General features: G+C 62.5%; 14 protein-coding genes. 11 read left to right on the top strand and 3 right to left on the bottom strand.

The window, feature by feature from the left end; translation table 11 throughout:
• Positions 1 to 65: 65 nt before the first annotated feature.
• Together ACYQ2I_RS02255 and ACYQ2I_RS02250 are read left to right on the top strand one after the other, a co-directional pair.
• On the top strand, positions 66 to 215 hold the full coding sequence (locus ACYQ2I_RS02255) for a hypothetical protein (protein ID WP_460165363.1): 150 nt from the start codon (positions 66 to 68) through the stop codon (positions 213 to 215).
• The gene (locus tag ACYQ2I_RS02250; protein WP_460165362.1) at positions 208 to 2,037 is read left to right on the top strand and encodes a bifunctional homocysteine S-methyltransferase/methylenetetrahydrofolate reductase; all 1,830 of its coding nucleotides are present in this window, start codon (positions 208 to 210) and stop codon (positions 2,035 to 2,037) included. Before ACYQ2I_RS02255 ends, ACYQ2I_RS02250 begins: the two co-directional genes overlap by 8 nt.
• Before the next feature lie 28 nt (positions 2,038 to 2,065).
• On the opposite strand, the gene ACYQ2I_RS02245 is transcribed toward ACYQ2I_RS02250, so the two are convergent.
• From ACYQ2I_RS02245 to ACYQ2I_RS02235, 3 genes are all read right to left on the bottom strand, one after another.
• Positions 2,066 to 2,959 (bottom strand): DMT family transporter, encoded by an 894-nt coding sequence (locus tag ACYQ2I_RS02245; protein ID WP_460165361.1) that lies wholly within the window; start codon positions 2,957 to 2,959, stop codon positions 2,066 to 2,068.
• A 125-nt stretch (positions 2,960 to 3,084) separates the two neighbouring features.
• Positions 3,085 to 3,825 carry a HEAT repeat domain-containing protein gene (locus ACYQ2I_RS02240; RefSeq protein WP_460165360.1) on the bottom strand — a complete coding sequence of 247 codons (741 nt, stop codon included), beginning with the start codon at positions 3,823 to 3,825 and terminating at the stop codon, positions 3,085 to 3,087.
• Between the two features lie 67 nt (positions 3,826 to 3,892).
• Entirely contained in the window at positions 3,893 to 6,460 is a 2,568-nt protein-coding gene (locus ACYQ2I_RS02235; RefSeq protein WP_460165359.1) for a glycoside hydrolase family protein, read from the bottom strand.
• Positions 6,461 to 6,887: 427 nt separating this feature from the next.
• Between ACYQ2I_RS02235 and ACYQ2I_RS02230 the strand changes: the two genes are divergently transcribed.
• The 9 genes from ACYQ2I_RS02230 (at position 6,888) to ACYQ2I_RS02190 (ending at position 23,478) form a co-directional block, all read left to right on the top strand.
• Complete coding sequence (locus ACYQ2I_RS02230) at positions 6,888 to 8,609, top strand: GspE/PulE family protein (protein WP_460165358.1); 1,722 nt, start codon at positions 6,888 to 6,890, stop codon at positions 8,607 to 8,609.
• 337 nt (positions 8,610 to 8,946) lie between these two features.
• Positions 8,947 to 10,071: a type IV pilus twitching motility protein PilT gene (locus tag ACYQ2I_RS02225; RefSeq protein WP_460165357.1), complete on the top strand. Its 1,125-nt coding sequence runs from the start codon at positions 8,947 to 8,949 to the stop codon at positions 10,069 to 10,071.
• Between the two features lie 72 nt (positions 10,072 to 10,143).
• Positions 10,144 to 11,859 (top strand): GspE/PulE family protein, encoded by a 1,716-nt coding sequence (locus ACYQ2I_RS02220; protein WP_460165356.1) that lies wholly within the window; start codon positions 10,144 to 10,146, stop codon positions 11,857 to 11,859.
• 98 nt (positions 11,860 to 11,957) lie between these two features.
• The gene (locus ACYQ2I_RS02215; protein WP_460165355.1) at positions 11,958 to 13,292 is read left to right on the top strand and encodes a type II secretion system F family protein; all 1,335 of its coding nucleotides are present in this window, start codon (positions 11,958 to 11,960) and stop codon (positions 13,290 to 13,292) included.
• 369 nt (positions 13,293 to 13,661) lie between these two features.
• Positions 13,662 to 14,651 carry a type II secretion system protein gene (locus ACYQ2I_RS02210; protein ID WP_460165354.1) on the top strand — a complete coding sequence of 330 codons (990 nt, stop codon included), beginning with the start codon at positions 13,662 to 13,664 and terminating at the stop codon, positions 14,649 to 14,651.
• On the top strand, positions 14,648 to 15,628 hold the full coding sequence (locus ACYQ2I_RS02205) for a type II secretion system protein (protein WP_460165353.1): 981 nt from the start codon (positions 14,648 to 14,650) through the stop codon (positions 15,626 to 15,628). The genes ACYQ2I_RS02210 and ACYQ2I_RS02205 overlap by 4 nt, the downstream gene beginning before the upstream one ends.
• Positions 15,628 to 16,794, top strand: coding sequence for a pilus assembly FimT family protein (locus tag ACYQ2I_RS02200; protein WP_460165352.1), 1,167 nt, complete (start codon positions 15,628 to 15,630; stop codon positions 16,792 to 16,794). The genes ACYQ2I_RS02205 and ACYQ2I_RS02200 overlap by 1 nt, the downstream gene beginning before the upstream one ends.
• 1 nt (position 16,795) lies before the next feature.
• Positions 16,796 to 18,013: a type IV pilus modification PilV family protein gene (locus tag ACYQ2I_RS02195; RefSeq protein ID WP_460165351.1), complete on the top strand. Its 1,218-nt coding sequence runs from the start codon at positions 16,796 to 16,798 to the stop codon at positions 18,011 to 18,013.
• Between the two features lie 113 nt (positions 18,014 to 18,126).
• Positions 18,127 to 23,478, top strand: coding sequence for a hypothetical protein (locus ACYQ2I_RS02190; protein WP_460165350.1), 5,352 nt, complete (start codon positions 18,127 to 18,129; stop codon positions 23,476 to 23,478).
• The last annotated feature ends 60 nt before the right edge of the window (positions 23,479 to 23,538 follow it).

The raw sequence follows: 23,538 nt of genomic DNA, 5'->3' as shown, positions 1-23,538 counted from the left end.
GCCCGAGATTCGTTACCTTGGATAGGGTCGCTCGATCCCCGCGGCCGATGCAGGCGGGCCGGGCGATGACGATCCGAAAAATCGAGCGATCGGCGAAACCGTTTCGTTTCGCCGGTCGCCTTGTTGTTTGGGGTGAACCGCCCGATCGTATACCGGTCGTGCCGTACATGGGCGACCGACCGGTTCGAATGCGAGGAATCACCGGCGATGAGTGAACGGCCGAGCTTTGCGGAATTCATCAAGCAGGGAATCGTCGTTTTCGACGGGGCGATGGGGACGGAGATCTACCGGCATCACGTCTTCACGAACCGCTGTTTCGACGAGTTGTCGCTGTCGGATCCGAAATTGATCCGCGGCATCCACAGCGATTATTGTGCCGCCGGGGCCGACGTGCTGACGACGAACACCTTCGGCGCCAACCGTCCGGCCCTGGAAAAATTCGGCCTGGCCGAGCGTCAACGCGACATCATCACCGCAGGCGCCCGCTTGGCTCGCGAAGTCGCCGACGCCGCCGATCGCCCCGTCTACGTCGCCGGTTCGATCGGTCCGTTCAACCCGGGCCGGGAAGAAGACAACGGCGTTGCCGCCCTGCGCGAACAGGTCGATGCGTTGATCGAAGGCGGCGTCGATTTCATCCTCTTCGAGACGCAACCGGGCCGCGAGGCCGTCTTGCGCTGTGCACTGGCGATGCAGTCGCGACCGGACGTGCCCTTCGTCGTTTCGGTGGCGATCTACGAAGACGGCGAAACGGCCTCCGGTGAATCGGTCGAGCACGTGTTCGCCCCGCTTCCCGAGGAATATCCCATGCCGATCGCCTGGGGCTTGAACTGCGGCAGCGGGCCGCACGGTTTGCTGGCCCCCGTCGAGAAGCTCATCCGGATGATCGATCGGCCGTTGATCGTCGAACCGAATGCGGGCGTGCCCAAAGAAGTCGAGAATCGGCGCATCTACCTGTGTTCGCCCGAGTACCTGGCCGAGTACGCCAAGCGATACATCAGCCTGGGCGTGGCCGGCGTAGGCGGATGCTGCGGCACGACGCCCGATCATATCCGAGCCGTGGCCGATGCCGTCAAGCCGCTCACCCGCGCGCGCGTGAAGCCGGTCGTCCTCGAACCGACCGAGCCGGTCGAACGCAAGGAACCGGTACCCTTCGCCCAACGATCACGCTTTGCCTGGCGGTTGGCCCACAGCCAATGGGTGACTTCGGTCGAGTTGGTCCCGCCGCGGGGATACGACCTCGGCTCGATCATCGAGAAGAGCCGCTTGTTGTATCGCCACGGTGTGGACGCAGTGAACATTCCCGACGGTCCGCGGGCCAGTTCGCGCATTTCGCCGCTGATTACCGCCGATCGCATTCAGCGCGAGGCGATGATCGAGGTCATCTTGCACTTTTGCTGCCGCGACCGGAACCTGATCGGCATGCAAGCCGATCTGCTCGCCTGCGCCGCCTGTGGGATCCGAAATATCTTGTTCGTCACGGGCGACCCGCCGAAGTTGGGCAACTATCCGCATGCAACAGGGGTGTTCGACACCGATTCGATCGGAATGACCGCCGTGCAAAAGCGGCTCAACGAGGGGATCGACCTCGGCGGCCAGGCGATCGACCCGCCGACCGCCGCCGTGATGGGCGTGGGGCTCGATCCCACGGCGATCGACAAAGCCCGCGAGATCGACCGGTTCCGCCAAAAGATCGACGCCGGTGCCGAATTCGCCATCACGCAACCGGTTTTCGATCCCGACGCCTTGTTGCGATTCTTGGATGAAATCGGCGACATTCCGATCCCCGTCATCGCCGGTATCTGGCCGTTGGCCAGCTTCCGCAACGCCACGTTCTTGAAAAACGAAGTGCCCGGCGTGGTCATTCCCGATGTCGTCATGCAGCGGATGGAAGCGGCGAAGACGCGGGAAGACCAACTAAAGACGGGCATCGAAATCGCCCGCGAATCGGTGGAACGCGTCCGCGAGCGTGTCGCAGGCATTCAAGTGAGCGCGCCGTTCGGCAAGGTCGAAATCGCCCTGGGCGTCATCGAAGGGTGAAACGCCCCAGTCCGATAGGCGGACCGAATCAGGTCTCGTCGAGTTCGAGTCGAGCGCGAGATTCTCGACCGACGTGTCGCAACGTCTCCAAGACGATACCGCCGAGGATCACGGCCCCTCCGGCGAGCGTGCGCCACGTGGCCGTCTCGCCGTGGATGAAGTACCCCAAGATTCCCGCGTACAACGGCAACAATGTTGCCAGTATGCCGACCGTCTTGGCGCTCAAGTGCCGAAAACTGGCCGAAAACAACGTGTGCGGCAACGCGGTGAAGACGATTCCCAGCAAGAACAACAACCCCACGTCGCGCGGTACATAGCCGGTCGAACGGTCCACGAGCACCACCGGCAACAACAGGATGCCGGTCACCAAGACTTGCCAGAACATCAGCGTCGAACTGGAATACTGCTGCACGTATTTGCGGGTGAGCAGATTGCGCACCATGAAGAACAAGCCCGAGGCGATTCCCAACAGGATGCCGCGGGTGGTGGCGTTGCTCGGATCGGGCGACGGTGTCATGATCACCACACCCGCGAACACGAGCACGGCCAGGATCACGTCCACCCCTTTGAGTTTCTCGCGAAACAAGAACGGTTCGATCAAGGCGGTAATCACCGGATAGGTGTGAATCGCCAAGATCGCCACCGCGGCCGTCGAAATCTTCAACGCCATAAAGTAGAGGGCCCAGTGCATGCACAGGCAAAATCCCAGCGCCGCCATCACGCCGTAATGCCGGATCGAACGAATGCGAACCGGCTGCCGCATCACCATCAAGAAAATCCACAGCGCCGCCGCGGCAATGAACGACCGAAAGCACGTAATGTGCAATGCCGGCAATGAAATACCTTTGCCGAACATAGCCGTTCCGCCCCACAAAAGCACGGCCGTATTCAGTTGAATCAGGTTGATCGTTTTCGGTTTCATCGAGTTGCTGCTCGAGGTGCTTTCTCTCGTTCGCTTGTTCGGCAAAAAACGACGGCCCGCGCGATCGAGTGCGACGGGCCGTGGATCATCCACACGGACCGATTCCATGCCGCCGAAGCGGCGGATCAGGGCAGCGACTTCAGGATTTCTTTCGCCGGTTCACCGATCAGCGGATTGGGCGACTGCGCGGCCTTTTCCAACGCCGACCGGGCTGGTGCCGCTTTCGCACCCAGTCGCCGCAAGCCTTCCAACGCCGCCATTTGGACGTTCACATCGGCGTCTTCCAATGCCGCGGCAAAGCAGCGGACGGTCTTCTCGTCGTCGGCGCCCAATCGTCGCAACGCCCGCAATGCCGTCATTCGCATGAGCGGATCCTCATCTTCGGCCGCGCGCTGCAGCGCTGCAACCGCCTGCGGATCGCCCGCCCCGACTTCGCCCAAAGCTTCGGCCGCAGCGTCGCGATAGGGATCCGAAGCGTCCTCCATCATCGCCGTCAAGGCGGGCACAGCCGAGCGGGCTTTGGTGCCGAACGCCCCCAATGCCCGCGCAGCGGCCAAACGCCCCGGGCCGGCCTTCGGATCTTTCAGCATCGCGGCCAGCGCCGGAACCTGATCGGGACCGTACAACAAAATCGCGTCGATGGCCCGATCCCGCACTTGCGGATTGGCGCTGCGCATCAGCTTGAGCCATTCTTCGGGAGTCTTGTCGGTGTAGTGGACACCGTTCACGCCGACGTTGCCGCTCTCGTCGTTCGATGCCGGAGGCGGTGCCTGCTCGGGACATCCGACGCATGCCAGCAACAAAGGCAGGCCCGCCATCCATACGACTCGACGACAACACATCTGCACGACTTGAGCGCGGTTCATGGGTGCCTCTTCCTCGCGACGACTGTTCCGTATGCGGTACGTTCGAAGGACACGCGGACACCCGCGATCACTCGAGCGGAATCGTGTCGCTTCCCGTCGATTGCAGCGAAACGACCCGCGTTCCGTCGATCACGACCTGGTATTCGATGCCGGGCTTTCCGCGGCTGACGACGCGATCGTCCTCGACCACCAGCGGAAACGGGCCTGCGACGTGATGCCCCTTCAAAACGACCGCGTTCAGATCGACCGACCGACCTTCAAGTTTCAATCGCAAGGCGACCAGACCTGCCGGGTTAATCATCGCCGGATTGCGTCGTTGCACATCGAGAGTGAACGAATCGGGCAACAGGCCGGCAAGTGCGCCTTCCTCGGGCGGAACCTGCATTTGCTCGCCCGCGATCAAGATGCCCTCGGCCAGCGTGTGCCAGTCGAGTGTATCGTCCAGCGGGGCCAACTCGGCAAGGCCGTACGCGTACACCAATCCACACCATTGTACGGGCAGGCCGATCCAGTTGGGAGCCCGCCAGTTCGTCGCGCCCAACACGGGAATCGTCGCATAGGTCATGATGGGGTATCGGCCCCACTGGTAGACGAACGGAACGCCGGAGAGCGCCCAACGGCGAGCCTCGGCGAGATATGTCTCGTCGCCGGTCAACTGATAACCGCGCACATAGGCCAGCACCAGGTACCCCGACGCCAAGATGTCGGGCGTGTGCAGGGGGATTTCCCACACCTGCGCCCCCCGCGGCGTGCGAAATCGCTTCATGTACTCCAGGGTTCGCAATCCCGCCTCGCGGGCGGCGGCGTCGCCGGTCAATCGCGCGAAATCGAGCAATTCAAAAGCCGGTCGCGCACAAACGCCCGAAGCGGTATTCTCGAAGTGCCCGCGCGCGTACTTGCCGTCGTACCGATACGAGCCGTCGGGCTGCTGCGAACGGATCAGGCCCTGCACGCGGTTGCGACGCATCGCCAGCCACTGCTCGGCGCGACCGGTTACGAAATAAATCGCCTCGTCGCGAATGTGGCTTCCGCCCGGCACCAAACGCGGCAACTCGGGAATCTCACCGGTCAGTCGCCATACGGCCGTGGCGATATCGGCGAAAAAGTTTCGCGGCCAGCGGTCTTCGACACAGTGCCCCCACCCATTTTCGTTGTGAATGGGGCCTTCCGTGAGACATCGACGGCACAGTTCCCATTGCTCGCTGCGGCTTCGCGGCGGCGCAGGCAGCGGCGGCAGCCCTCGGCGTCGAACCGCCCACAAGACGTCGTCTTCGAGCGTGTGGCGTCCGAAGCGGACGACCGCCTGGATCTCTTCACCCCGCAGACTCATGCGGGATTCGTTCGCCGCGTCGTAAAAGTTGGGAACGGCAAACGTCGGTTGCAACCACATGTCGCGCCACAGGACGGCCGCCGAGATTTCGGCCGTCGAGATGTGCATCAACGGCATCGTGATCTTCAGCGGATCGGGCGCGAAGCGGAGAAACTCGTCGGTCTCGATGTCCAGTTTCGTCGAGCTGTGCTCCCCCTTGCCCAAGTGCTCCACTCCCGCCAGCAGTCCTTGTTCGATGGACCCCGGTACCCGGACGACCGGCCCTTCGAGCGTCCCCTGTCCTTGAACGGCAAACACGACCGTATCGCCCTCGATCCGAATGACGACGTTCACCGGCCGACCGCCCAGCGTGCCGTTCAGCCGTGCGCCTGCCGATTCGATTGTCGCGGTAAACTCCGGCAGCGCGCCCGTGGAAGGCTCCCAGACCAGCGGAGCCACGACCGCCTTCGTGCGATCCTCTTGTCGCAACCGCACCGCGACGGCGTGCTCGTCGAGTTCGAGCACGGCCGGAGAGCCGTCGTCGAGTCGTAGCGTGCCGAGCGGCTTCCAGGCGGCGGGCGCATCGTCGTGATACACGCAGATCACGCGCTCGATCGGCGTGACGCCCGGGCTTTCCAGGCGGAAGCGAACCGACTCGACGGCTCGTTTGCCCGACAGTTCACGCACGACCTCGACCGTCTCGCCGGGCGCCGGTCGATACGTGCGTTCGCCGTCGTGAAAGGTCAACGGTGTGTCGCCTTCGTTTTTTACGACCAGCACCGCCTGCTTGCCGTCGCAACGCAATGCCTGAAAGCCGATCGGATGCCGTCGCATCCGCCGCAGCGTCAACTCGGCAAACTCCATGAAGCCCGCGGAACCGCCGGGATCGATCCGGAGAGCAAGCAGGCGTCCCGGTGCCTGAAAATCGACCGTGTAGTCGTGCCACTTGCCGTCGCTGTGCAACCGAAAATGACGACTCTTGTCTTCGCCCCAGTTGCGCGAACGGTCGGTGACCCAGTAAATCGACCCGGTCGTGCCGTTGTCGTTTCGCGCGCGGAACGACAAGCGATAGGCCTCGCCGGTGACGTTGATCGGGCGGTGAAAATAGGGATCGTCACCAAGGGCGTCGACGCGCAACGCACCCTCGACCGTGCGAATCGCACAATTGTGCACGGGCTGCCAGGCGTCGACTCCGGCATCGGGGGTCCAGGTAAGCACCGGCTCTTGCAACACGTAGCTTTCCATGGGCACCGGCGAAAGCGTCGCTTCGAACGGTTCGCCGGCCGACACACCGACCAGCAACATCAAGAAGGGGAGTGCGTTCATGATCGACCTCGCGGGCAGGATTCGGCAGGCAGCCGGACAGGACTCCCGACCACGCAGACGGCCTTGCGCGGCATTCGCCGTCCGTCGGGTCGGACCGACGTTTTACTGTACTTGCGACCTCGGCGGGCGGAAACTCTTTTCTTGCCGGTTCGGCGGCGCCATGCGTCTCCGGAAATCTCGCGGAGCGCGACGCGCGCTGCACGATCCGGCAAGTGCGCGTCGCCGCATGACGCGCATCGAGACAAGTTGCGTGGACGTGAAAACGTGGACAAACGTTGACATTCGCCAGATCGATTACTAGGGTGAAGAAGGAATCCTCGGGGCGGCGAGTGCGGTATGCGCGCTTCGCTCCCTTGTCGGTGCGGCTTGTCTTTCGCGCCTGCTACCTTTTCTTTGGTGGGGCTTTGTCGAATAGTCGAGGGCGATTATGGCAGTCAAACGGACGACGTATGCCGAATTGTTGGTCCAGCAGGGCGTCATCAGCGTGGACCAACTGGCCGAGGCAAAACAGATGGCGGACAACGCCGGCATGTCGCTGCCGGATGCACTCGTTCGCCTGGGCTACGCGACCGCCGAAGAAGTCACCAAGGCGATGGCCCAGCAACACGGGCTTCAGTATGTGAACCTGTCGCACATCTCGGTATCGCCCAGCGTGCTCGAACTGTTGCCCGAATCGACCGCCCGCGAAAACGTCGTCCTCCCCTTGGCCGAAGAAGACGGTCAAATCCGCGTCGTCGTGGCCGACCCCGATGACTTTCCCACCTTCGAAAAGCTCCGATTCATTTTGAACCGCCCGATCGAAATCTGTCTTGCGCCGCGGGAATCGATCATCGAGGCGATCAACCGCTACTACGGCCAGACATCCGGGGAGAGTCAGGACACCATTCTAGGGGAGACGACCGATACCCAAATCGACTTCACCGAGACAGAAGAAACGACGGACATGCTCGGCGAAGAGGGGATCGACGACTCGAGCGCACCGGTCGTCAAGCTCGTTCACTTGATCATCAGCGAAGCGGTCCAGCTGCGCGCGTCGGATATCCACATCGAACCGTTCGAAGACCGGGTGCGCATCCGGTACCGCGTCGACGGCTACCTGGTCGAGCGGGACAATGCCCCCCGCCGGTTGTTGGGGGCGATTTTGTCGCGTATCAAGATTTTGGCGAAGATGGATATCGCCGAACGGCGCCGACCGCAGGACGGCCGAATCAAGATCACCGTCGGCGAGAAGCAGCTCGACTTGCGGGTGAGTGTCCTCCCCAGTGCGTGGGGTCAAGCCGTCGTGATGCGGATTCTGGACAAGGACAACATCAAGGTCGGCCTGCGGCAATTGGGGTTCTCGGAAGATGACTACCAGCGATTCCGGCAATTAATCCGGCGGCCGAACGGGATCATCCTGGTGACGGGCCCCACCGGATCGGGGAAGACGACCTCCCTCTACGCGGCTCTCAACGAATTGAATACACCCGACCGAAAGATCATCACCGCCGAAGACCCGGTCGAATACTACCTGCCGGGAATCAATCAGGTGGAGATTCGCCACGACATCGGGTTGGATTTCGCGCGGGTGATCCGGGCGATGTTGCGTCAGGCGCCGAACGTGATCCTTGTGGGAGAAATGCGTGACCTGGAAACGGCGCAGATGGGTATCCAGGCTTCTTTGACTGGACACCTTGTTTTCAGTACACTACATACGAACGATGCGCCCAGTTCTATTACACGTCTCGTCGACATGGGCGTCCCCGCCTATCTGGTGGCCAGCTCCGTCGTGGCGATCATGGCCCAGCGGCTGGTGCGCGTCGTCTGCGAAAACTGCAAGCAGCCGTACCAGCCGAGCGAGGCGGCGATCGAGGCGGCTGGGCTCACGCCGGAACAAGTGGCGAACGCCACCTTCCAGCGGGGCAAAGGTTGCAGCCAGTGCAACGGCTCGGGCTACCGAGGCCGAATGGGTATTTTCGAGCTCATGCTATTGTCGGCAAAGATTCGGGAATTGACCTTCAAAGGCGCGCCGGCTCCCGAGTTGCGGCGGGCTGCAATTTCCGAAGGAATGAAGACATTGTTTATGGACGGGCTGAACAAAGCACTTCAGGGGCGCACGACGCTGGAGGAGCTGTTGACGGTTGCCCGTCCGGGCGAGGGAGAGAACTAAACGTCATACGGCACGAGTGGAAGCGAGCGGCTTTTCGTGCGAGGGCATGCGGCCGGCGCAGAAAACCGAGTTTGCCGGTCGTTTCGGACCGCGTGAAGGCGCCTTGGTTGCTCGGGGCGTGCGCGAACCGAATAATCGCCCGGCGGCGGAGGTTTGCACCTTTCTCTCGTCATCGGCCGATTCCGGCCGAAACAAACGGGATCTCATCGACATTTGGATTCGACGCCCTCGGGGCGGTCGCCGCCGAAGGCTGCCGGGAGACGCGGGCTGTTCCAAGGCCGCACGATCCGGCGGAGGCGCGGGACATTGAAGGGCACATAGGAACGGAAGTAGATCCATGGCGCAGATTCTCATCGACAAACTTCTTCAGACGGTGATCAACCGCAAGGCTTCCGACTTGCACATCACCGTGGGGCAACCGCCGGTTTTGCGTCTCGACGGCCGCATGGTCCGCCTCGAGACGAAAGTCTTGGAACCGGAAGATACCGTTGCGTTGATGAAAAGTATCACACCGGAGCGGTGCCAGCAGGAATTGCAGGAGGTGGGCGGTACCGACTTCGGTTTCGCTTTCGGTGATCAGGCCCGGTTTCGTGTGTCGGTCTTCAAGCAAAAGGGATACGTGGCCATGGTGCTGCGTCAAATCCCGAATCGCTTGATGAACTTTGAAGAGTTGGGCACGCCGCCGGTGCTCGCTGAATTGATCATGCGTCCGCGAGGTTTGATCCTGGTGACCGGCCCCACCGGTTCCGGTAAATCGACCACGCTGGCCGCGGCCATCGACTATTTGAACGAGCACGTCGATCACCACATCATCACCATCGAAGACCCGATCGAGTTCTATCACACCCACAAGCGCTGCACGGTGAACCAACGCGAGGTGGGCGTCGACGTCCCCAGTTTCGCCGAGGCCATCCGCCGGGCGTTGCGCCAAGACCCCGACATCATCCTGGTCGGGGAAATGCGTGACTTGGAAACGATCGAAGCGGCGATCACGGCGGCCGAAACCGGGCACGTGGTGTTCGGCACATTGCACACCACAGGCGCTCAAGGGACCGTCAACCGTATCATCGACGTCTTCCCGACCAATCAACAGGAGCAGATTCGGACGCAGCTTTCGACGTCGATCATCGGCATCCTCTCGCAGGCCTTGTTGCCCAAGATCGGCGGGGGACGCGTCGCGGCGTACGAAATGCTCGTCGTCACGCCCGCCATCGCGAACCTGATCCGCGAGAACAAGACGTTCCGGATCAACTCGGCGATCCAAACCGGCCACAAACTGGGGATGCAGCTTTTGGACGACCACCTGTTCCGCCTTTGGGAACAGGGGATTGTGGAAAAGCGGGAAGTACTGGTCAAGGCGAACAACCCCGACGAGTTGGCGGCCAAGATCGCTCGCGCCGAACGCGGGATGTTCGAAGACGAGGAAGAAGCCAAACGCCGGATGGCCCGCGAAGCAATGTGACGTTTTGCACGCGGCGGTTTTCACCGGGAAAAAAAGAGAGACGACAGCGACAGCCGGTAAGCGAGTTTTCCCATGGCACTCAGGCGGATCGGACAGGTACTGGTCGACCTCGGGTTCATTACCGAGCAACAACTGGAACTTCTGCTGCAAGAAAAGAAGGCGAAGCCGGACGAGCTGCTCGGCCAGATCGCGTTGCGGATGAACATGATCACCGAGGACCAACTCGCGCAGGCCCTCGGCGAACAGTTCAATCTGCCGGTCGTGCAGTTGGCCGACATCGTCGTGCCGCCCGAGGTGCTCGCCCGCATCACCGAGCCGATGGCGCAGCTTTACAAGATCATCCCCATCGCGCTGCGCGACAACACGCTCACAGTCGCCATGTGCGAGCCGCAAAAGCTGTCGATCATCGACGAGTTGCGGACGTTCTTGGGCTACGACGTAAAACCGGTGGTCGCGACCGAGCGGGAAATCCGTCAGGCGTTGGACCGGTACTATTCGGGAACCGAGAGCGTCGAGGGCGTCATCAAGCAAATCGAAGAGGATGAAGAGCTCAACAAGGCGGCCCAGGCGCTGGCCGAAGACGGTCCCCTCGACCTGACCAGCGTCGAGGCGTTGGCCGACAGCGCGCCCGTCCGCAAGCTGCTGAACATGGTCTTGTTGATGGCGATCAAGGACCATGCCAGCGACTTGCACTTCGAGCCGTTCGAAAACGAATTCAAGATTCGGATCCGGGCCGACGGCGTGTTGTACGAGATGGTGCCTCCGCCGCGGCATTTGGCGTTCGCCATCACGACCCGGATCAAGGTCATGGCGAACCTCGACATCGCCGAACGGCGTTTGCCGCAAGACGGCAAGATTCGCCTAACGGTGGGCGGGCACCCGGTCGATCTTCGCGTGAGCGTGCTGCCGACGATGTTCGGTGAGAGCGTCGTCATGCGGGTGTTGGACCGCTCAGTTGTCTCCCTCGACTTGGCCAATGTGGGGATGGACTCGACCACGCTGGCCCAGTTCCGCGAGGTGATCCGCCGCCCGAACGGAATCGTTCTCGTTACCGGCCCGACCGGCTCGGGAAAGACGACCACCCTGTACGGCGCCCTCAACGAACTCAACTCGATCGAAGACAAGATCATCACCACCGAGGACCCCGTCGAATACACGATCGACGGGTTGGTTCAGGTGCCGATCGATCCCGACATCGGGAACTCGTTTGCGGCTTGTTTGCGGGCGATCTTGCGTCACGACCCCGACATCATCCTGGTCGGTGAGATCCGTGACCTCGAAACGGCCGAGATCGCCATTCAGGCGTCGCTCACCGGGCACTTGGTGTTCAGCACGCTGCACACCAACGACGCCCCCAGCAGCATCGCCCGCTTGCGCGACATGGGGATCGAACCGTTCCTCATCACGGCCACCGTCGAAGCGATCCTGGCCCAGCGATTGGTGCGGCGAATTTGTCCCGAATGCCGCGAGCCGACCATTCCTTCGACCGAAACGTTGGCCGAATTGGAACTGACGCCCGAGGACGTCGCCGGAAAAACGTTCTACCGCGGTCGCGGTTGTGCCGCGTGTAACAACACCGGCTACAAGGGGCGAACCGGTATTTTCGAGTTCATGCTGATCAACGACCAGATTCGTGACCTGATCAACAAGGGGGCCTCGACCGAAGTTTTGCGGGATGCCGCCGTCCGCTCCGGAATGCGGACCCTGCGGACCTACGGTCTGGAAAAAATCTTCGACGGGACGACGACCGTCGAAGAGGTCGTCCGCGAAACCACGATCGAAGCCTGACGCCGGGCGGTCGGGCGGTTTTCGAACGACCGGCCGAAATGCCCAATCGAACAACCCGAACACAACGCTGCCCCAAGTGAGGTGAGGGAGCCGGAGCCATGCCGAAGTTTCAGTTCGAGGCGATGGACAACACGGGCCAGGAGATCAAGGACGTCCTCGAGGCCGCTACGCAGGACGAAGCCGAACAAACGATTCGGCAGATGGGCTATTACGTCACGAAGATCACGCCCGTCAAAGAAAAGAAATCCTCCGGCCCCACCAAAGGAAAAAGCGGGAAGACCTTTTCGGTCGGCCGCGTCAACCAAAAGGTCCTCACTACGTTCACGAAACAGCTTTCGGTGTTGCAGGACGCCGGTTTGCCCATTTTGCGCAGCCTCAAAATCCTCGAGGCCCAGTGTAAGCCGTCGCTGATCGGCAGCCTGAAAAACGCCCTGATCGACGTGATCGAAGAGATCGAAGGCGGGGCGACCCTTTCCGAGGCGATGGCCAAATCGCCCAAGGCCTTCGACCGCCTGTATGTCAACATGGTCAAGGCCGGTGAGGCCGGTGGTGCCCTGGAAGTCATCTTGCGGCGTCTGGCCGAATTCCAAACGCGGGCGTTGTGGTTGAAGCGGAAAGTCCGCGGGGCGATGGTCTATCCCGTGGCGGTCATTACATTCGCCGCGGCGATCTTGACCTTCATCATGATGAAGATCGTTCCCCAGTTCCAAAAGATCTTCGAGGAATTCGAGACCGATTTGCCCGCCATGACGCAAATTCTCATCACCGCCTCGGAGACGGTGATCAATTACTGGTTCCTCCTGCCGGGGGTACCGTTGGGGTTATGGCTGTTTTTGAAACTGGTGACAAGTTTCTACCACGGGCGATTCGGCTGGGACTTATTCAAATTGAAAATGCCCATCTTCGGCCAACTGGTCGAAAAGAACATCATTGCGCGCACGACGCGAACGTTGGGTACGTTGGTGTCCAGCGGCGTGCCCATTTTGGAGGCGCTCACCATTACGCGCGAAACGGCCAACAACGCCGTGTTCGAGAAGATGTTCCAGCAGGTCCTCGATGCGATTCGCGACGGTGAGACGATCTCCAAGCCGATGAAAGACTATTCGCGTCCCGGGTTCCATCCCGTGGCCGCGTTCTTCTGGTTCACCGTGATTCCCGTCATCGGATTGCTGTTGTATCTCACTCGGTACAACGCACCGATCATGGAAGACATCGCGATCAACATGATCGACGTAGGTGAGGAAACCGGTGAACTGGACGAAATGCTGTACAAGATCGCCGACAACTACGACGAAGAAGTGGAAATCCTCACCGAGAGCTTGCTCAGCTTGATGGAGCCGTTGTTGATCATCGTGCTGGGTGTGTTGGTGGGGTTCATCGTGATTGCGTTGTTCCTGCCGTTGATTTCGCTGATCCAAAAGCTGACCGGGTGATCGTCCGCAAAGGGCGATCGGCCGCGACGACCAGGAACGCGCCGAACAGGTTGCCGCAGGCAAGGCGGCACGACGGGCCGGCAACGACCGCCGGGAACGACTCGGCGAACACGAAGGGCAACACGGATTTTCGGCAAGCAAGGGACGTCTGCGTGGACCTGCTGCCGCATTTCGAAAACAGGGTTTCCGCGGAACGCCGGCCGCTCTTGCGACGCCCGACGGAGGAAAGCGGTCGCCGCCTCGGGGCGCCGTTTCACGGGCTGTCGGTGCCGGTACTTCGCGTGCGCCGGAGGCGTCCGCCCCTGCGAAGCGAACACGTCATCTCCATCCACCACAGCGGCCGGGGTTCGGCCGGGAGGTAATCGTCCGATGCGAGCATTTCGGAACCACCGTCGATCGGCGTTCACGCTGGTCGAACTGCTGACGGTCATCGTGATCATCGGCATCTTGGCGAGCCTGATATCGGCTGCGGCGATTTACGCCAGAGCGCGGGCGCGGGAGGCCGCCATCCATACCGAAATGCGGCAGATCGAGGCCGCGCTGATCACCTATAAGAGCGAGTACGGCGAATTCCCGCCCGACTTCTGGGGACTCGACGGCAGCGCCGGCGTCAACGTCCAAAACAAGGCCGTCGAAGATCTTCGCCGACACCTGCGCAAACGTTGGCCGAAGTTCGCTCCCGGCGCCGATCCGGTCACCGCTTTCCAGACAGCCTTGAATGCGGTGAACATGGACCCGGGGCAGTTCAACCCGGCCACAGCGCTGGTCTTTTGGCTGGGCGGGTTGCCGGCCGAGGCTCCGCAGCCGGGCGTTTCCTATCAACCGGCCGGGTTCCACGCCGATCCGGCGAATCCGTTCCAGTACGGACAACCTCGCCAGGAACCGTTGTACGATTTCGATCCCGACAAGATTTACGTCGTGCGGGTCGATCCGAACAACCCCGCCAGTCAAATCATCAACCTGTACTACTATCCCATCGGCGATCCGAACAGCTCGAGTCCGCTGGTGTACTTCCGCTCCGGGCGTGACAAGACGACCGGCCGCTACGAGTACGGGATGGTCGACGGCGGCGCGTTCATTCCGGCGTCGTTCACCTACCAGCCGACGAACGTAGCCGTTCCCTATCTGAAGGGACCCGCGAACGGTTCGCCGGGCAACCCGGCCGTGCAACGTCAATGGCGTGAACCCGAAAAATTCCAGATCATTCATTGCGGCTTGGACGGCGTCTTCAGCACCCCGATTCCCCCGAGCAATCCGCCGGCCGCCTTCCGCTTTACCGTCAGTGCCGAAGGATTCAGCGACGGAGATTACGACAACGTGACGAACTTCGTCGCCAAGCTGGAGGATGAGGTCGAATGAGCCGATACACGCGTCTTCGCGCCCGATCGCCGCGGACCGGTTTTACACTGGTCGAATTGCTGGTGGCGGTCGTGATCATCGCGATTTTGGCGGGCTTGGTGTTCGGGGCGTTGCGGCAGGCCCGCGAAGCCGCTCGCATCGCGAAAACCCGCGCCACCATCGCCAAGATCAACGAAGTGATCATGGCGCAATACGACAACTTCCGCACGCGACGGGTCGACTTGCAGTACCAGGTCAACGGGGTGCCGCAGGCGCGTCCGCCGAAGATGCCGCCGGTCGTGGCCGCCAAGTTTCGGCTGTGGGCGATCCGGATGGTGATGGCGATGGAGATGCCCGACCGCTACGACGACATCAACCCGGCCCCGTCGCGCGTTCCCTTTCCGTTGACGTTCACGCAGAACGTCGGCGGCAACCAGATTACGGCCGTGTTGCCGCGGACCTCGCTGGCAATGCAGTACTATCGTCGCTACCAGGCGGCGCCGCCCACTCCCGAATATGACTCGGCCGAGGCGCTCTACCTGACGGTGACGGTCGGCAGTCGCGGTTCGCGGGAGTTGTTCTCGGACAACGAGATCGGCGACGTCGACAACGACGGCTATCTCGAATTCATCGACGGTTGGGGACATCCGATCAATTTCATCCGCTACGCTCCGGCGTTCACCGAGTCCGACATCCAGGCCCATCCGAACGATGCCGCCCGCGCAGCCCAGGAAGACCACGATCCGTTCGATCCGTTGCGGGTCGATCCCGGGGCTTGGCGATTGGTGCCGTTGATCTACTCCGCCGGTCCCGACGGGAAGAAGGGGCTGGTCGTCGGCGAACCGAATCCCAGTGGTCCGGGTGAAAAGTGGGTGTACTACGAGCAATGGCAAAACTGGTATTCGAGCCCGATCGGCGGTCCCGTGCCCAGTACCAGCGCCGAGTATCGCGCCCACTTCGACAACATTCATAACCATCTCCTGGAAGGAGTCGACTGATGCGACTTGACTTCCGGTTGCCGGCTCGATCGCATGTCGCTCGCCGGGGTGTTCCCCGCCGGGCGGGCGTCACGCTGGTCGAGCTGTTGATCGTCGTCTCGATCATCATCTTGATGTTGGCGGTAGCGGTACCGCGACTGCGACCGATGATGGAATCGCGTCGCGTGCGCGAGGCGTCGCGGGCGGTGAACGCCTATTTCGCCGCGGCACGGAACCGAGCGATGGAAACGGGCCGCCCGGTGGGCGTACTCATCGAACGGCTCCAGCGACAACCCGAGGCGGCCGTGACCTTGCGGATGGCCGAAGTCCCGCCGCCATATGCGGGCGATACGACCACCGCCCGAGTCCAGGTCCGCATCCTTGCCGGCACCCCGTCGGTTCTGCAAATTCGTTTTCCGTCGTCGGGCGAGGTAGCACAGATCAGCGGCGGCTTTCTCCCGGTTTACGTGGGCGACCCAATTCGCCTCAACTATCGCGATCCGCCGTTTCGCTTGCTCGGTCCCGACACCGACGGCGACGGCAAGGTGAACTGCGAAGTGATCCAAGCGGGACAACCGCTGACCGCCGCCATTCCGAGCACGGTAGGGCGTTTACCCTATCCGGTCGTGACCGATCCGGCGGCCCCGTGGAACGTGCCGTCGAGCGCTTCCTTGCCGCTGCCGTTTTCGATCGAACGGCGTCCCGAAACGACCGCTGCCGCCCCGCTGCGGCTTCCCGGCCGGACGGTGATCGATCTGGCGGCCTCGGGAACCGACACGATGCTCACCGCCACGCCGCCCGCCGGTCCCGCGTTCCAACCGATCGACAAAGACGGCGACAACACGAACGGCATCCAGGACGATTCACCGGTCATCATCATGTTCGGGCCGGAGGGTTCCGTGGATCGCATCTACCACCAGTCGATCGAGCAGCGGGTGACGGAACCGATCTTCCTGCTGATCGGTCGCTGGGATCGCATGCCGGCAACTGCCGGAAGCGGCACGCCGATGGCCGAAGACGGCCTGTTCAACTGGCAAGACATTCAAAACCTTTGGGTGGTCGTGAACGCGAATTCGGGCCTGACGACCGCCGCTCCGGTCGCCGCACCATCGGGCGGAGGCGTTCCTGCCGACGTCGCCGAGGCCCGCGAGTACGCGCGACACTTCCAAGGGATAGGAGGCCGATGACGTGAGACGCAACCGTGTATCCGGCATGGTTCGGATTGCCGCGATCGGGCATCGCAGCCGACCGGCCGCGCGCGGCGGCTTCAGCCTGCTGGAAGTCTTGATCTCGATGTTCGTCTTGACGATCGGCCTGTTGGGCGTCGCGGCTTTGATACCGATCGCGAATCTGGCGATCGCCCGGACGGCCGTGGCCGATCGCGCCGCGGCATGCGGCAGGGCGGGCATGCGCGAGGTACGCGTCCGCGAATGGTTGAATCCGAACCTGTGGATCCAACCGGGACGCCCATCCGTGCCTATCGATCCCTTCGCCGCGTACTGCATCGACCCGATGTATTTGTCGCGGATGCCGGCTAGCGCCTATCCGGCGGCGTACACGTTCCCCTTCGACCTGGGCGGTATTCCGCTGAAGATGCATCGCGTGTCGCTGAATCTGCCGATCGCCCCGGCCTCGCAAGTTTCCGTTTTCGACGACCTGTTCACCTGGCACGACGATTTGGTGATCGACCGCAGCGGTGACGCGCGACCGCGTCTGCTGTTCGCCACCGACACCGGCCAATCGGTGCCGTTTCCGCGTCGGGCAGGCGACACGCCCACGGCGGGAACGCTGCTGAACGAAGCCGAATACGGCGACTACTCGTGGATGGTGACGGTGACCCCGGCGCCGTCGACGGTCGTCACCGCTCCGCCCGGTCCGGGCCTGATCGGCCCGTCGTTCGAGCGATTCGCGCAAAACGTATCGGTGGTCGTCTACCGCAAACGGAACCTGCTCGAGCCGACGAACGTCGACAACGGTGCACCCGTCGAACGGGTCGTGCGGGTGAACTTCTTAGGGACCGGCACCGGGGGCGGCGATGTCCGCCTCACCTTCGACAACACCGCAGGCTACGATCCCTACGAATACCTGTCGATTCACGAAGGCGAGTGGATGCTCGTTTGCGGCAACCTGGCTTGGGGGCTGCCGAACCAGCCGCCGCGGAACGTCTTCTTGTGGTATCGCGTGATCGCCACCGGGGAGATCATCAACACGAACAACAACCGGTATGCCCGCGAACTGACCTTGGCCGGCCCCGACTGGAGCCCGAACTGGTCGGCCAACGGCGACACCGACGGCGACGGTATTCCATTCGAGGCCCAAGGCGTGCTGGTGAACAATGTCGTCGGCGTGTACACCGAAACGGTCGAAGCCGACTACCAGGCCCCGTGGTCGGCCTTGCCGCGTTGAGACGCGGTGAATCGCCGACTTCGGCTTAGCCTTCCGACCGACAGCCGGGCCGGCATCGAATCACGAAACCATCCGCAGGAGCGACCTGCTAGGACAACGACGAGGTTCCCACGATGAACCGACACAGTGCAACGCAACGAGGCGGTGCCGTTCTCTTGGTCGTACTGGCCTTGTTGGCCGTGTTCGGCGTGATGGCGCTGACGTTCATCGTCACGACCGGCCACGCCCGACGCGGCGCCGAGGCCGACCAGCGCGACGAACAGTTCTTCGACCCGGCCGACCAGGTTCTCGAACAAGCGGCCATGCAGGTCGTGCGGGGAACGAACAATCCGCTTTCGTCATTGTGGTGCCACAGCCTCCTGGAAGACATCTACGGCAACCGACATGCCATCGGTCAGTTGTCGGCCGCTTCGAACTTGCACGGCGTCGCCGGCGGCCAACTTTGGGTCTTCACCGCCAACCTTACCGACGCCTTGCCGAACACGAATGCCGCGCGCCCCGAGGCGTGGGTGGGCAGCGTGATCACGTTCGTCCACGGCCCGCCGACGGGCATCTCTTCCCGCATCGTCGACTACAATCCGAGCACCGGCGAATACGTGATCGTCGCCCCGGAAGAAACGCCCATCGGGCAGGTCGCTGCGTATCTGGCCGCCGGGAATGCAATCAACTACGTGATCAACGGTGCACCGTTTTCAGGGACGGGCGTCGGTTATGACGGGTCGAACACGCTGGGCGCTGCGCATCCCGACGGTCGCCCGTTCGCCTTGCTGCCCAACCCGAGCGATCCGGAATTCGTCGCTTGGGTGGCCGGTCCCGACGGCCTCCTGGGTACCACCGACGACCGCGACCTGATGGCCAATGAGGACTATGACGCCGCCGACTATCAGAACGTCCTCTTGGCGATGCAACTTCCCGACGGCAGCGTGCCGGAGCCTTCGGCGCACCGTGTGGCCCTGATCAACTACTGGTTCGAACAGGCAATCAACGACACGACCGGTACCTACATCAACTGGGGCGGTATCAGCGACCCGAACGTGCGCCGTCAGTTCTTGCTTTCGCCCGAGACGGCCCCCCCGCCGTTGCGGAAAGAAATCGCCAAGTGGAAGCGGCGGTTCGTGTTGCGTCCACTCACCGCCTTCCATCCGGGGTTCGACGGGAGCAATCCGCTGTATAACGATTTGACCGGACCCTGGGACGTGGACAACGACGGCGACGGGGTTCCCGACAGCGTATGGCTCGACCTAGGTCTCCCCGTCCGCACGATGCCCGACGGCCGTCGCTACAAGCCGCTGGTGGCCGTGATGTGCGTCGATCTCGACGGACGCTTCAACCTGAATGCGCAGGGGAGCCTGTTCCAGGCCGATCCCGACTACTATCAGCCCTCGTCGCAAAGGCAGGACGGCGTTCCGCCAAGTCCGCCGTGGCCGCGCATGATCGCGACGTATCCCGATCCGGCGTCGGCCCCGCCGAACGGTTATCCGATCGGTACCGACATCTTGACGCAAGCGTTGATGAACGAGTTCGGTTTCCGCGGACTGGGTTTCGGTCCCGGCGAGATCAACCTCTTGCCGTTGTTCGACGGAACGGACGTTTTCCTCGGGCCGAACGGTCCTCGCACACTCTACGCGCGACTGCTGACCGGCACGGTCTCGCCCGCCGGTCCCGTGCCGGGCCGCTACGGCGAACGATTCCAATTGCTGACGGCGCCGCCTTATCCTGCGGCGGGATTCACCGGCCAACCCGAACTGCATCTTTTGAACAAATTCTTCGATTATCCGTGGCAAGATTGGCGTCAAACGCTCTGGCCGCCGTACGGGGCGGGCAATCAAACGGCCTATGGCAGTCCGCCCGACATGCTGGGCGTGATGACCGTAGCCTTGGACCTGCACGGTTGGCCGCTGTATCAGCAAGTCACCAACTCGTGGACGATCGCTGCCGTCGAAAGTCAGTACAAGCTGAACCTGTCGCAAAAGCGGGGGCGACGGACGCTCAGCGGCGCCACGACCGTGGCCGTCGACGCACCGTTCACGCCGGAAGAGCTCGAAGCCTTGTTGCGGCCGTACGACGCCGATTCGGCCGGCTTGCCCGACCGCTTGCTCAAGCTGGTGTACGTACCCACCGCCCCGGCCGATTTGCAAGCGTGGCTTCAGGCCCACCGGCACGAGATCACGACCGAAAGCTGGGACGTACCCGTTCCCGCACTGGCCGGAACCAAGCCGTGGCGCGACGCGGCGCCTCGCGGCGGCGGCACGCCCGCGCACACCTCCGATGTGTTCGGCAACAGCCTGACTCCGCAACAATTGCTCGACTTGATGCCGCCGGAACTGCAAGCGGGATTGCGGTTCGACCTCAATCGGCCTTTCGGCGACGGCCGCGACAACGACGGCGACAATGTGGTGGACGACCCGGGGGAAGCGATCAGCGGCGCCGACATGATCGCTTATTCGACGCCGGGCGGTCCGTTGAACACACCGCTTCAAGACTACGACCGCAACGGCATCATCGACCAGGATCCGTCGAACCCGGTGCCCGCCGCCGATCGCGATCCGCGGATTCTGTACGCCCGGCACCTGTACGTGTTGACGATGGCGCTTTGTGATCGGGACTATTTGAACGAGTTGACGGGCAGTCCGCTCGCCACCGCCCGCATGATCGCGCAGTGGGCGGTCAACGTGGCCGACTTCCGCGACCGCGACTCGATCATGACGCGATTCGTTTTCGACGAGGATCCGTTCGACGGGTGGAATCCGCCGCCGGGACCGGGCGATCCCGCCTTCGACGCATACCTGTACGAAACGCACACCGTGTGGGGCTGCGAACGTCCCGAATTGTTGATCACCGAGACGTTGGCCTTCCACGATCGGCGGACGGAAGACTTACCCGACTTCGGGTTGGCCGTGAATCCGCCGCAACCGAGCGACGGGGAAGACCAGAACCCGGGGCCCTACGGCGACCAGATCATCGATTTCGATCAGCAGTTTCGACCGCAAGGCTCGCTGTTCGTCGAGCTGTACAATCCTTGGCCCGAAAACGAGCCGCCCGCTGCCGAATTCGACACACCCGCCAAGACCGCCCCGGCCAACGTACCGGGTGTCGACCTGGCGAAGGTGAACGCGTCGGGGACGCCGATATGGCGATTGGCGATCGCGAAACCGAGCGAGACCGATCCTTTGGCCCCCAGCCCGCCCGGCCCCGGCGGGTTCACGTTGGAGCCCGACCCGGACGATCCCGATCCGACGCAGCGTCCGACGATCGAGCGGTTGGTTTATTTCGCCGACCAAGGCTCGGTCGCCTCATATCCGGTCGAAGACCCGACCAAGACGCTGGTGGCATACCATCCCAGCCCGGCGAATGCGGCGACGATCGGCAAGATTCTGCCCGGCCGGTATGCAGTGATCGGTCCCGGCGGCCCGCCGGACGGCAACCTCACCTTCATCGGGATCAACACCTTCCCGCCCGATCCGAACAACGATCGGCACATCCGCATCGACCCGACCGATGTTCAGGTCGTGAACAACAACACGGCCCCACCCCTTGGAATCCAGCAGCCGGTGGGAATCGTGATCGACCAAGGCTTCGTGTTCTCGGGCATCGGCGACGTCGATTTGCGGTTGAGCGTTTCGGAACCGGCCAACGGCGGCTACGCGCCCTTGGAAGCCGGAGAAGTCGACGAGACGGGGCAACCGATTCAATACAATCCGGCGACCGGCCGCTACGAAGATGCCGGAAATCCGCAGGCGATCGACCAGCCGTTGGACGCCCAACGCACCGATCTCGATCCCGGAGAAACGTGGGACGAACTGTTCGGACGCACGACGACGAAAACGAAATTCCGCATCGTGCATCTTCAGCGACTGGCGAATCCGCTCGAACCGTACGATCCGTACTTGAATCCGTACCGAACGATCGACAGCGAGCCGGTCGACTTGACCGTCTTCAACAGCCGCATGCCGATGTCGGAACCCGACTTCCTGGCCGACGGATCCGCCCGCTTCCCGGCCAATGAAGACATCATGTTCCACACGCGGCAACGCGGCGAATCGAACGACGATCCCGACCTGAGCGACGCGAACACGGTCGACGCCTGGATCCTGTGGAAACAGGAACCCGGCTACAAGGAAGTCGTCGACGACCCCGCCACGATCGGCGCGGCCGGATTCAACCGGCAATTGAAACACACGCTCGGATACCTCAACGAGTTCTTCGATCCGACACCGCGGGACGGTTCGATGCCGCCGACGCCCATTTACGCGGGCGAGCCGCATCATCCTTTCCCCTGGCTGACGTGGTTCAACCGGCCGTTCACGTCCCCGTTGGAGTTGCTGTTGGTTCCCGGCCACCGCTCGTCGCGACTGTTGGCTTACGACGAAGCGGTGTATGCGAAGTATTACCGGATCGTGAACCGTGAATCGTCGAATCCCGATCCCGTTCCGAACGTCTACGTGCATCAACTCGTGGCGCCTTCGGCGCCGAATGCACCGGACGGGCCGATGGCGAATCCGTTCCCGCACCTGTGGAACTTCTTCCACGCTCTCGACTCGAGTGCGACGACGCCCGGCAGCCCGAAGTTTCATCGCCTGCTCGAATTCGTCCGTACGCGATCGCCGTTCACGGGTACCGAGCTGCCGTTGAACCCGACGGCCGCCGCACCGGCAGGTCTTCCCGGCAGCGGACACCGATTCGCCCCGCCGTACAACTTCATCGATGCCTACCGCGAACCGGGACGCATCAACTTGAACACCATCTACAGCGAGGCGGTTTGGCGGGGCCTGCTGAACCAACCCGACACGAGCGACTCGCGAACGCCGTTCGACGAGTTCCTGCGCAGCCGTCGCGGATACCCGGACACGTCGGGCAATCCGTTGACGGCCCTGAACCCGAACTACCCGACGCGGTTTGCGAACCCCTTCCGCTCGTTCGGCGGTGCGACGAACGTCCCGCCCACCACACCGATCGGGGCCGACCCGACGTTGCGCGACCTGATTCAGCACGAAGTCAACGCGACGTTGTTGCGGCCCGCCCCCGATCCGACGGGTTTCGGATTCCAGAACCGGCCGCTGTTCGTGCCGCAATCGTGGATCGACCCCACGGTGACGGCGGCGACGAACCACGCCTACGAATTCGCGAACGCCGACCGCAATCCGTTCTTCCGCTACCAGCACTTGATGCGGTTGGGAAACCTTACCACCACCCGCAGCAACGTGTACGCCGTATGGCTGACTGTCGGCTATTTCGAGGTCGAACCGGTTCCGGCCGCCGGCCCCGACGGGACGATGACGCCCGCCGAAGTCGCCGAGATTTACCCCGACGGGTACATGCTCGGTCAAGAGCTGGGCAGCGATACCGGCGAGATCAAGCGCCATCGGATGTTCTTCCTGTTCGATCGCTCGCTGCCGATGGGCTTCTTGCGCGGCGAGGATTTGAACGTCGAACAAGGCTTCCTGCTGAAGCGGATAATCGAGTAAACTGCCGATACGTTTCCGAGTGCCGACCCTGGACATGCGCGTCGGCACTCCCCTTTTTTA

It is taken from the genome of Thermostilla marina, from assembly GCF_054657455.1.
This window is presented reverse-complemented; position numbering and strand designations above follow the sequence as displayed.